Source organism: Paracoccus sigandri (genome assembly GCF_003709565.1).
GTDB lineage: Bacteria > Pseudomonadota > Alphaproteobacteria > Rhodobacterales > Rhodobacteraceae > Paracoccus > Paracoccus siganidrum.
On the sequence record NZ_QNRC01000059.1, the window covers coordinates 1 to 10,511 of the forward strand.

The 10,511-nt window shown below is 66.1% G+C and carries 9 protein-coding genes and 1 pseudogene; 8 read left to right on the plus strand and 2 right to left on the minus strand.

Annotation, left to right across the window (positions count from 1 at the left end):
- Positions 1–85 precede the first annotated feature (85 nt).
- Positions 86–833 (plus strand): annotated as a pseudogene (locus C9E82_RS22875) (IS5 family transposase); the annotation flags it as partial.
- Here C9E82_RS22875 and C9E82_RS22880 read toward each other — a convergent pair.
- On the minus strand, positions 824–1,591 hold the full coding sequence (locus C9E82_RS22880; RefSeq protein ID WP_342354328.1) for a thiamine pyrophosphate-binding protein: 768 nt from the start codon (positions 1,589–1,591) through the stop codon (positions 824–826). The pseudogene C9E82_RS22875 and the gene C9E82_RS22880 overlap by 10 nt on opposite strands.
- A gap of 208 nt (positions 1,592–1,799) precedes the next feature.
- Here C9E82_RS22880 and C9E82_RS25480 point away from each other — a divergent pair, with 208 nt between their 5' ends.
- From C9E82_RS25480 to ligD, 7 genes are all read left to right on the plus strand, one after another.
- The gene (locus C9E82_RS25480; protein WP_183154140.1) at positions 1,800–2,663 is read left to right on the plus strand and encodes a GFA family protein; all 864 of its coding nucleotides are present in this window, start codon (positions 1,800–1,802) and stop codon (positions 2,661–2,663) included.
- A 78-nt stretch (positions 2,664–2,741) separates the two neighbouring features.
- Positions 2,742–3,905, plus strand: coding sequence for a glycosyltransferase family 2 protein (locus C9E82_RS22890; protein ID WP_147393146.1), 1,164 nt, complete (start codon positions 2,742–2,744; stop codon positions 3,903–3,905).
- A complete protein-coding gene (locus C9E82_RS22895) occupies positions 3,902–4,951 on the plus strand; it encodes an acyl-CoA dehydrogenase family protein (RefSeq protein ID WP_170162173.1) in 1,050 nt (349 codons plus the stop codon). The genes C9E82_RS22890 and C9E82_RS22895 overlap by 4 nt, the downstream gene beginning before the upstream one ends.
- Positions 4,948–5,637: a PIG-L deacetylase family protein gene (locus C9E82_RS22900; protein WP_119900779.1), complete on the plus strand. Its 690-nt coding sequence runs from the start codon at positions 4,948–4,950 to the stop codon at positions 5,635–5,637. The genes C9E82_RS22895 and C9E82_RS22900 overlap by 4 nt, the downstream gene beginning before the upstream one ends.
- Positions 5,627–6,220, plus strand: coding sequence for an SAM-dependent methyltransferase (locus C9E82_RS22905; RefSeq protein ID WP_170162172.1), 594 nt, complete (start codon positions 5,627–5,629; stop codon positions 6,218–6,220). The genes C9E82_RS22900 and C9E82_RS22905 overlap by 11 nt, the downstream gene beginning before the upstream one ends.
- Positions 6,221–6,242: 22 nt before the next feature.
- Positions 6,243–7,097, plus strand: a complete 855-nt coding sequence (gene ku, locus C9E82_RS22910) for a non-homologous end joining protein Ku (protein ID WP_119900784.1) — start codon at positions 6,243–6,245, stop codon at positions 7,095–7,097.
- A gap of 2 nt (positions 7,098–7,099) precedes the next feature.
- Positions 7,100–9,544, plus strand: coding sequence for a DNA ligase D (ligD, locus tag C9E82_RS22915; RefSeq protein WP_119900777.1), 2,445 nt, complete (start codon positions 7,100–7,102; stop codon positions 9,542–9,544).
- On the opposite strand, the gene ku (C9E82_RS22920) is transcribed toward ligD, so the two are convergent.
- Complete coding sequence (ku, locus tag C9E82_RS22920; RefSeq protein WP_119900776.1) at positions 9,545–10,342, minus strand: non-homologous end joining protein Ku; 798 nt, start codon at positions 10,340–10,342, stop codon at positions 9,545–9,547.
- Positions 10,343–10,511: the final 169 nt, after the last annotated feature.

The window sequence follows — 10,511 nt, forward strand, 5'->3', positions numbered from 1 at the left end:
AAAACGTCGACCTGGCGCAGCTTCGCCACGATCTCTTCGGGCTTGTGCTTCTTCTGGGGCATTCCAAAATCCTCTCTAAGGCTAAATAGCCTACTTCAGGGAGGACCACTTTTCAGGGGGCAGACCACCTTTCTTCCCGAAGTCGCACGGCAAGCCACGCGTCAATGACAAGCGTGTCCTGAGCGGGATTATCTTCATCAATCGCAATGGTTTGCGCTGGCGAGACGCCCCCAAGGAGTATGGGCCACACAAGACGCTCTACAGCCGGTGGAGGCGCTGGAGCGAGAAAGGCGTCTTCGCGCGGATGATGGCCGGGCTCGCTGCCGGTCATGGCGAGAAAAAGACCGTAATGATCGACGCGACGTATCTGAAAGCACACCGCACCCGACCAGCATGGCCGCGAAAAAGGGGGGCGTGGTCGCCTGATCGGTCGGACCAAAGGCGGAATGAACACCAAGCTTCACGCCATCTGCGACAGCCAAGGGCGACCGATCGACCTGTTCGTCACCGCTGGGCAGGTCAGCGACTACACCGGTGCGCGGGCGCTGCTCGGCGGCCTGCCAAAGGTCGAATGGCTGCTCGGGGATCGCGGCTATGACGCCGACTGGTTCCGAGACGCATTGAAAGAGAAAGGAATACACCCATGCATCCCCGGGCGAAAGCAACGCAAGACACCCGTCAGATACGACAAGCACCGATACAAGCGGCGAAATCGTATCGAGATCATGTTCGGCAGGCTCAAGGACTGGAGGCGCGTGGCAACCCGCTATGACCGCTGTACGAAGGTATTCCTCTCCGCCATCGCTCTCGCCGCAACCGTCATTTACTGGTTAGGAAGCCTGACATCCGCAGCGCTCTGCAGGTCCTCGGCCCAAGGTAGTGTTCGCGGATACGAAAATCCCGCCCCTGAAAAAACCGCGCCGTGCGCGCGGGGCGGGTCTTCGTAGACTGCCTCCTGAAGATCGTTGGGAAAGATCAGGGCGGCGACCTTCCGGCCGGCGATTGCCGTCCGTATCGCCCGGTCGATCAGGTGCCGGACCTGCGACGGCAGGCTGGCCTGCTGCACGAAGGCGGCGGCATCCTTGAACATCGAGACAAGGTCGAACTCCTGCTGATAGTGGGAGCCCAGTGCCGTCCGCGCCTGCTGACCCGAGATCGCCAGCACCGGCACGTGGTCCAGCTTGGCGTCATACAATCCCGTCAGCAGATGGGAGGCGCCCGGACCGGAGGTGACCAGGCAAACGCCCAGCTCACCGGTGAACTTGGCATGCGCGGCCGCCATGAAGGCCGCCATTTCCTCATGTCTGACCTGTATGAACTCGATGTCTCCCTCGCGGCGCTGCAACGCACCCAGCAGTCCATTGATACCATCGCCGGGATAGCCGAAGACCCGGCTGCCCCCCCAATCCTTCAGTCTCTGCCAGAAGAAATCGCCTACCGTCCGTGCCATGCATACCTCCTGTTTGGGTTGGCCGGCCGACATAACCTTTTGCGGCATGTGGTGTTCCCGCCAAAGATCGGAATCCAAGGGGAACCCGGCCGACGGCCGGGGTTCCGGGGTCCCGTTGCAGGAAGGAAAGCGCCCAAGCATCGCCAGCCGTTTGGACAACACGCCGGCGATCTGCCGCCTTGTTCAGCACTGGTCAGGAACATTTCAGCTGCCATCTTGTTTCCTGCCGGTTCCGGCATGATGAGGTAACCCCCAAAGCCTGAGACCCGATCCGGAGAAAGCCGATGCCTGTCCATTCCTCCCCCTATCCGTGTCTTTGGTTCGCTGATGCGAGATGTGCATGCCTCGCATGACCGGTTCTTGCGCATGTGGAGCGATCGGGCTTCAGGCCGAGGGCCTGTCGCGCAGATTGTCGGTTTGCTGGTGCGAGCCATGCCGCCGTTGGCAGGGTTTGTGCGGTATGGGGATCGGCGCTCGGGCGGCCGATGTGAAGGTCAGCGGGCCGGTACGCATCTGGCGCAGTTCGGAGATCGGAGAGCGTGCCTTCTGCGCCGAATGCAGCAGTTCGCTGTGGTTCAGGGCTCGGAACGGCACGGGCCTGATCGAGCTGACTCCGGGACTGTTCGTGAACGCCTGTGATGCCGTTCTGGACCATGAGAATTTTTGTGAACGGCGACCTCCGGGCCTGTGCTTCATTGGCAGGCAACGGCAATTGACGGCGGCAGACTATGCAGCGCAGGCGCCGGTCACTGGTCCACCGGCGGCATCCGCGGAGGATCCACGTGCCGGGGGCTGCGCCTGCGGTGCGATCCGGTTTCGAGTAGATTGGGCGGAAAGTCGCTCGGGTGCATGCCACTGTCGCACCTGCCAGCAATGGAGCGGTGGCGTCTTTGTCGCGGTCACAGTACGTCAGGAGGAGTTGCATGTAACGGGCGCGGAGCACCTGCTCCACTGGCAATCCAGCGCACGGGCCGAGCGGGTAAGCTGTCGGCTTTGCGGATCCAAGCTATGGTATCGCCGAACCTTGCCGCCGGACAACCCGGCCAGAGGAGATCCGGGTGATCATGCAATCTGTCTTGGTGTTTTCGATGTGATGGAGGGTCACCCGCTAACCAGCGAGATTTTCATCGATATGAAGCCCTCGGGCTATGCCTTGGCCGGAGACCATGTCCGTCAGTCAGGGCCGGAGGCAATGCGGCATAGGGGACAATGAGACCCGCCCTCGCGAAATGACGCAGGTCTTGCATGGCAGAGCGTCGTCGCCGGGGTCGCGCGAACATGTCCCTCCGGGTTGATCCCGGCGGGCTTCGTCGCAACCATCCTCGGCTTGCTGCGAGTGCATCGGTCATGCGGCTGCTGTTTGTTAGCGGAACGAAGGATCCGAAGCCGTCGTTCTTGTGATGCAAACTGGCGGAGGGTTTCGATGAACAGTTCCTGTGCGCTGCTGTTTGACCGGCAGTCCCGTCCACCGCCAGGCCAGGTCGTGATCGCGATACCGGTCCGGGACGAGGCCGCACGGCTCGGCAGCCTGCTGGGCGCCCTGGCGCGTGCCGCCTCGCGATGCGCCCTGCCGGTCACGGCCCTGGTCCTGGCCAATAACTGTCGTGATCGGACCGGCGCTATCGCCCGTGCCTTCTTGTGCCCGCCGCTGCGGATGGAGGTGCATGAAATCGCCTTTCCCGACGATCAGGCAAGCGCCGGGCGTGCGCGTCGCACCGCGATGGAGCTTGCGGTTCGGGATGATGCCCTGCTGATGACCACCGATGGCGATGCGATCCCGCATCCCGACTGGATCAACGCCGCGCTGCGCGCGACGGCCGCCGGGGCCGATCTGGTCTGCGGCGCTATCATTGCCCGCGTGGATCATGTTCTGGCGACTGCCTCTGGCGCGCGGATCACGCGGGTCGAAGGGGCCTATGGCGCGCTGGTTCACGAAATCCGTCATTGTCTCGACCAGATGGCAGGACGGCAAGCAGCGGCAGCGCCGAGGCCGCATTACATGGAATCCGGTGCCTCGCTTGCCATTCGCGCGGATGCCTATCGGGCCATCGGCGGGCTGCCCGTGGTGGATGCCGGCGAGGATCGCGCCCTGGTGCATCGCGCTGAAACCCATGGGCTTCGTGTCCGCTATGCCGATGACATGTGCGTGCGGGTTTCGGCGCGATTGCACGGACGGGCCCAGGGAGGCATGGCCGATTGCCTGCGACAGCGCATGTGCGGCGGCGATCCCTTCGCCGATCAGGCGATGCTGCCATGGGACATGCTGCGACGGCTGTGGATGCGGGCGATGGTGGACCGCCCAGCCGGCTTCCCCGATCGGGCGCGGATATGGGGAACCCGCCTGCGCGCGTCCGACCTGGAACAGGGCCTGCCGGAACTGGACCGCTTCGTCAGCGGAACGGTTCGCCCGGATTTCGCGCGCTGGGTTCTGAAGGCGGGGGGCAAGGCGGCATGAAACCCGCAGCACGCGCCGCCCGCCTGGCCGCCCGCCTGATCACCGATGCCCCGCCGGATGGCGAGGACGGGCCATCCGGTCCGGCGCTGGCCTCGGCGCTGCGCGAAAGCGGGGTGCTGGGCGCATGCGCGCAGTTGGCTCATCACCCGCCCGAGCCGCTAGAACTGCTGGAGACGTTGCAGACCATCGGCCGCGCAAACCTGTCCGCAGGCCGCATCTTCGAGGGTCACGTGAACGCCGCCAAGCTGCTGATGCTGCATCAAGGGCCGGTCGATGGTCTGAGCCGTGGTCTGCTTCATGGCATCTGGGGCGCCGACGGGCGCGATCCGGCGCGGATCGAGGACGGCATCCTGCGCGGTGAGAAACTGTTCGCCAGCGGTGCCGATGTGCTGGACCGGATCATCGTCACCGCGAAAGAGGGCGACGGGTTGCGCCTTCTACTGTTCAGTCGCGCACAACTACATGGGCGGTTGTTCCCGGGGGAATGGCAGGTCTCGGGGATGAAGGCTACCGCCTCGGGGCGTTGCGATCTCGACGGGCTGGCACTGTCCGATGCCGTCGTGCTGGGACCGCCCGACGCCTATCTGGTCGAGCCGCATTTCCAAGGCGGTGTCTGGCGCTATGCGGCGGTGCAACTGGGCGCGATGCGGGCGCTGACGGCGATTGCCGCGGATCAGTTGCAGGAACGCGGACAGGCGGATGCGCCATTGCAGGCAATGCGGCTGCATCGGATGATCCTGGCCTGCGAAACCGCCCGGCTATGGCTGGAACAGGCAGCCCTTGCAGTCGAACGCCCCGAGGCGGTGGCCAGCGATGCCGAGACCGCCATCCTTGCGCGCCTGAAGACCGCCGAAGAAGCCGTGGCGCTGATGGACGTGATGGATCAGGCACTAGGCGCGGCCTCTTTCGCGACCACTCATCCGGCCGATCGCATCCGACGCGACCTGAGCCTCTATCTGCGCCAGGCCAACCCTGACGGGCTGATGCTGGGATCACTGGGCCGGATTCTTGCCGATCCCGGCCTGCGGCAAAGGTGGATCGGATGAGCGGGTTTCTGAACGCCCTCGCCCGCGCGCCGTGGGTCGCGGTCGGTGAATTGCTGGGCAACCGGCCGCTGGTCGTTCTGGCGCCCCATCCCGACGATGAAACCCTGGGCTGCGGGGCGCTGCTGTTCGACGCTTCCGCACGGGGCAACGAATGCCATGTGATCTGCGTCACCGACGGCAGCAGGTCGCATCCCAGGTCGCGCCAGTGGCCTGCGCCGCAACTGGCGCAGGAACGGCAGGCGGAACTGCGCCGCGCTGTGGCGATCCTCGCGCCGCAGGCACGGGTCCGCTGGCTGGGTCATCGCGATTGCGCGGCGCCCTCGGATGCGGATACGGCGCGCGAAATCGCGGGGCTGGTGCCGGATCATGCATTGGTCATGGCCAGCTGGGACGGCGATCCGCATATCGACCATGAGCGGGTGGCGCGGCTTGCCTGCCATATGGCGGCCCACCGTCCCGACATCGCGCTGGCCTTCTATCCGATCTGGGGTCGTTTCGGCAAACACACCGCCCCTGCGCGCATGATCCGCGCTTCCGCCGCCGCGCGGGCAGCCAAGGCGGCGGCACTGGCCTGTCACCGCACCCAGATGAGCACCCTGATCGACGACGATGACGGCGGGTTCGTCATGGAGGACTGGCGGCAGGCGCATTTCCTTGGCCATGCGGAGATCGTCATTGCCCCGTAAGGATGTCCTCGACCACCTGTCCCGGCTCTATGCCGCCAGCGACGATCCCTGGGATCATCGCAGCAGCAGCTACGAGGCCGGAAAATACGACGCCACCCTTGCCGCCATCGGCGACGGTCCGTTCGACAACGCGCTGGAGATCGGCTGCGGCAACGGCACGCTGGCGCGCAGGCTGGTTCCGCTGTGCCGGAACCTGACGGTGATCGAGTGCATCCCGGCAGCCGCCGCGCTGGCTCGGGCGGCGCTGGCCGGCTGCACGCAGGCAAGGGTCATTCACGGCACGGCACCGCAAGATCTGCCGGCCATCCGCCCCGATCTGGTCCTGCTGTCCGAGGTTCTCTATTTCCTGACCCCCGGTGAGATCCGCGATCTGGGCCGCTGGCTGCTGGCCCATTCGGTCGGCCCCGTCGTGGCCGTCAACTGGACGGGCGCCACGGACGAGCCGCTGGACGGCGCCGCCGCTGTCGCCTTGCTGGCCGACATGCTGGGACCGCCCGCGACCGACGATCGCGGGGCTTACCGCATCGACCGCTTCGATCCCTGCCGGGCTGGAACAATAAGCGTGCCGGGTCGTTCAACCTGAAGCCGGAAACAGGGAGATGGGCGTGGCACCCAGGGCGAACTGGAAAGGGATCCTGAAGATCGGCGAGGTCAGCTGTGCGGTCGCGCTCCATACCGCCGCCTCGACCTCGGAGCGCATCGCCTTTCATACGCTGAACCGCAAGACGGGCCATCGGGTGCGCCGGCAGTTCGTGGACAGCGGCACCGGCAAGCCCGTCGGGCGCGATGATCAGGTCAAGGGATACCAGATCGCCCCCGAGGAATATGTGCTGCTGGAGCCCGACGAGATCGCGGCAGCCGTTCCCGACAGCGACAAGCTGCTGGCCGTCTCGGCCTTCATCGGTTGCGGCGACATCGACACCGTCTATTTCGACAAGCCCTATTACCTTGCCCCCGCCGATCGCAGCGCCAGGGAAGCCTTTGTGCTGATCCGCGAAGGGATGCGATCCCGGCAAGTGGCCGCGCTGGCGCAGACCGTGCTGTTCCGGCGGCTCAGGACGGTGCTGATCCGCGCGCATGGCGCCGGGCTGATCGCGACGACGCTGAATTTCGACCATGAGGTCCGCCCGTCGGCCGAGGTTTTCGACGATATCCCCGACCTGAAGATCAAGGGCGAGATGCTGGATCTGGCTCGCCATATCATCGATACGAAAATGGGCGAATTCGACCCCGGTGACTTCGACGACCGCTATGACGCCGCGCTGGCCGATCTGGTCAGGGCCAAGATGGAGGGGCGCAAGATCGCCCGGCCCAAGGCCCGAAAACCTGGAAAAGTGGTCGATCTGATGGAAGCCCTGCGTGAAAGCGCGGGGATGGCGGACAAGAAACCGCGCAAGCGGGCGACCGCGGGTTCGAAGCCGAAATCCGCCGGGACCCGCGGCAAGCGCAAGGCGGGCTGACGATGGCGACGCTGGAGACCTACCGCAAGAAGCGCGATTTCAGCACCACGTCCGAGCCGAAGGGCCGAAAGTCGCGCAAGAAGGGCAATTCCTTCGTGATCCAGAAACATGCGGCGACGCGGCTGCATTACGACCTGCGGCTGGAGATGGATGGCGTGCTGAAAAGCTGGGCCGTGACGCGCGGCCCCAGTCTGGACCCCGGCGACAAGCGCCTTGCCGTCCATGTCGAGGATCACCCGCTGAGCTACGGCGGTTTCGAGGGCCTGATCCCCAAGGGACAATATGGCGCGGGCGCGGTGATCGTCTGGGATCGCGGCACATGGGGCCCGGTAGCCGATCCCGGACGCGGCTATGCCAAGGGTCATCTGGAATTCGAGCTGTCGGGCGAGAAGCTGTCGGGCCGCTGGCATCTGGTGCGGATGCGCGGCAAGCCCGGCGAGAAGCGCGAGAACTGGCTGCTGATCAAGGGCGATGATGCGTTTGCCCGCAGCAAGGGCGATCCCGATATCCTTGAGGAACGGCCCGAGTCGGTCATCAGCGGGCAAGGGGTCGAGGACTTGGCGCAAGGCAAGGCCGGAAAGGGCAAGGCCGGAAAGGCGAGGAAGACCGTCACGAAACCGCGCGGCAAGAAGACCGCGCTGCCGGATTTCGTCGCGCCCGCGCTGGCCAGCCTGCGCGCCGCGCCGCCTGCGGGCAAGGGATGGCTGCACGAGGTCAAGTTCGACGGCTACCGCCTGCAGGCGCGGCTCGAAGGGGGCGATGTGCGGCTGCTGACCCGCAGCGGGCAGGACTGGACGGACAGGTTCGGCGCGGCCGTGGTCGATGCCCTGCGCGAGCTGCCGGTCGAGACCGCGCTGCTGGATGGCGAACTGGTGGTCGAGCAGGGCAACGGCGCCTCTGACTTCTCGGCGCTTCAGGCCGACCTGAGCGCCGGGCGCGATGATCGTTTCACGTTCTATTTGTTCGATCTGCTCCATCAGGACGGATACGACCTGCGCCCCCTGCCGCTGACCCGGCGCAAGGCGATGCTGGAAAAGCTGCTGGGATCAACGCCCGGCCCGCTGCGCTACAGCGGCCATTTCGAGGAAAGCGGCGCGCTGGTCCTGCGCCATGCCTGCCGTCTGGCGCTGGAGGGGATCGTCTCGAAGCGCGCCGATGCGCCCTATCGCTCGGGCCGGGGCACAAGCTGGCTCAAGTCGAAATGCTCGGCCCGGCAGGAATTCGTCCTGGGCGGATACGTGCCCTCGACCGTCTCGGACAAGGCCATCGGCTCGCTGGTTCTGGGCGTCTATCGGGACGGGGCGCTGGAACATGTGGGGCGCGTCGGCACCGGGTTTTCGGCGGATGTGGCCAGGGACGTGTTCGCCCGGCTGGAAAAGCTGCGCCGGAAGGACAGCCCGTTCGCGCAGCCGCTGACCGCCACGCAGGCACGCAAGGTCCGTTACGTCCACCCGGAACTGGTGGCCGAGGTCGAGTTCCGGGCCTGGACCGCCGATGGCAACCTGCGCCACGCCTCGTTCCGGGGTCTGCGCGAGGACAAGCCCGCCGCCGAGATCGCCCGCGAAACCGCAACCGCGACACCCCGCCCGCAACGGCGGCGCGTCACGCTGAGCCATCCCGACCGTCTCTATTGGCCCGACGAAGGGATCACCAAGGAGGGCCTGGCCGATTACCATGCCGCGGTCTGGCCCCGGATCGCGCCGTATATCGTGGGCCGCCCGCTGGCCCTGCTGCGCTGTCCCACCGGCATCACCGGCCCGACCTTCTTCCAGAAGCACGCCTGGAAGGGCATGAACAGGCATATCGTCCCGGTCCGCGATCCCAGGGACAAGGGCGCGCCACTGATCGCCATCGAGGATCTGGACGGGCTGATCGGGCTGGTGCAATCCGCCGCGCTGGAGATCCATCCCTGGGGCGCGACAGCGGCCGACTGGGAGCATCCCGACATGATCACCATGGATCTCGATCCCGGCGAGGGCGTCGACTGGGCCGCGGTGATCGCAGCCGCGCAAGAGGTGCGGCGGCGGCTGGAGGATGCCGGGCTGGCGGCTTTCGTCAAGACCTCGGGCGGCAAGGGGCTGCATGTCGTCGCGCCGCTGAAGCCCAGGGCGGGCTGGGCGGCGGTCAGGCGGTTTGCGCGGGCCGTCGCCGACGGCATGGCGGCGGACAGCCCGGATCGCTATGTCTCGACCATCGCCAAGGCGAAGCGGCGGGGCAGGATCCTGATCGACTGGCTGCGCAACCAGCGCGGGGCGACGGCGGTTGCCGCCTACTCGCCCCGCGCCCGGCCCGGCGCGGCGGTGTCCATGCCGCTGGGATGGGAGGAACTGGGCCCCGAGATCGGCCCGACCCATTTCACGGTGGCGAATGCACCGGATCGCCTGGCAGCGCAGAAGCGCGATCCGTGGCAGGATTTCCGCTCGGCCGAGGTGCCGCTGAGGGCGTGATCATTTCCGCTCCGAACGGATGCTCTTGCGCAACGCGTCCATGATGTCGATGACATTGCCGGTCTCGGCCGCCTTTTCCGGTGCCTTGGCCCGAACCCGGCGTTTCGGGCTTTTCTTCTTGGCCGCGATGATGTCCAGAAGCCGCGCCTGCACCGGGTCGTCGACCATCGAAGGATCCCAGCGCACCGTGCGTTCATCGATCAGCTTGCGCATCAGCGTCATCAGCCGGGCCTGCGGCTTTTCGTCGGACGGGTCGCCGAAATAATCGGCCTCGTCGCGCACCTCGTCGCCATAGCGCAGGGTCCAGAGCGTGATCCCCTTGCCATCCGGCTCCAGCATGACCGCCCTTTCGCGGCGATACATCACCAGCCGCGAGATGCCGACCGTCTTCGTCCTGGCCATCGCATCGCGGATGACGGCGAAAGCCTCGGCCCCGATCTTGTCGGCGGGGGTCAGGTAATGCGCCTGGTCGAGCCAGACCCAGCCGATGGAATCGGCCGGCACGAACATGTCGATGTCGATGGTGCGGGTGCTGTCCAGGGCGACGGCCTCGATTTCCTCGTCCTCGAGGACGACATAATCGTCCTCGCCCCGCTGATAGCCCTTGACCTCGTCACCCTCGGCCACCGGCTTGCCCGAGACGGCATCGACATATTGGCTGGCGACGCGGTTGCCGGTCCGGGCGTTCAGCGTGTGGAAGCGGACCTTCTCGGCATCGCTGGTGGCCGGGATCATCGAAACCGGGCAGGTGACCAGAGACAGCTTGAGATAGCCTTTCCAGTAGGAACGCGGTGCCATTCGTCGGGCTCCTTGGCGAGAGGGCGCAGGAAGGGAACGGGAGACGTCGCCGATGGTTCCGGCAAAACGCGCCGGCGCACCGATCCGCCTCCCCCACCGCCGGAAAGGCCCCGCCTCGGAACGTCGGCGCTGGGGGGACCTTCCGTGAGCGAGCGGCCCGCTCCGGCGC

What these genes read in the sequence shown, in the direction of transcription:
- C9E82_RS22880 (WP_342354328.1), bottom strand. Translation starts at nt 1,591, where the DNA reads ATGCTTGGGCGCTTTCCTTCCTGCAACGGGACCCCGGAACCCCGGCCG.
- C9E82_RS25480 (WP_183154140.1), top strand. Translation starts at nt 1,800, where the DNA reads ATGACCGGTTCTTGCGCATGTGGAGCGATCGGGCTTCAGGCCGAGGGC.
- C9E82_RS22895 (WP_170162173.1), top strand. Translation starts at nt 3,902, where the DNA reads ATGAAACCCGCAGCACGCGCCGCCCGCCTGGCCGCCCGCCTGATCACC.
- C9E82_RS22900 (WP_119900779.1), top strand. Translation starts at nt 4,948, where the DNA reads ATGAGCGGGTTTCTGAACGCCCTCGCCCGCGCGCCGTGGGTCGCGGTC.
- ligD (WP_119900777.1), top strand. Translation starts at nt 7,100, where the DNA reads ATGGCGACGCTGGAGACCTACCGCAAGAAGCGCGATTTCAGCACCACG.
- ku (WP_119900776.1), bottom strand. Translation starts at nt 10,342, where the DNA reads ATGGCACCGCGTTCCTACTGGAAAGGCTATCTCAAGCTGTCTCTGGTC.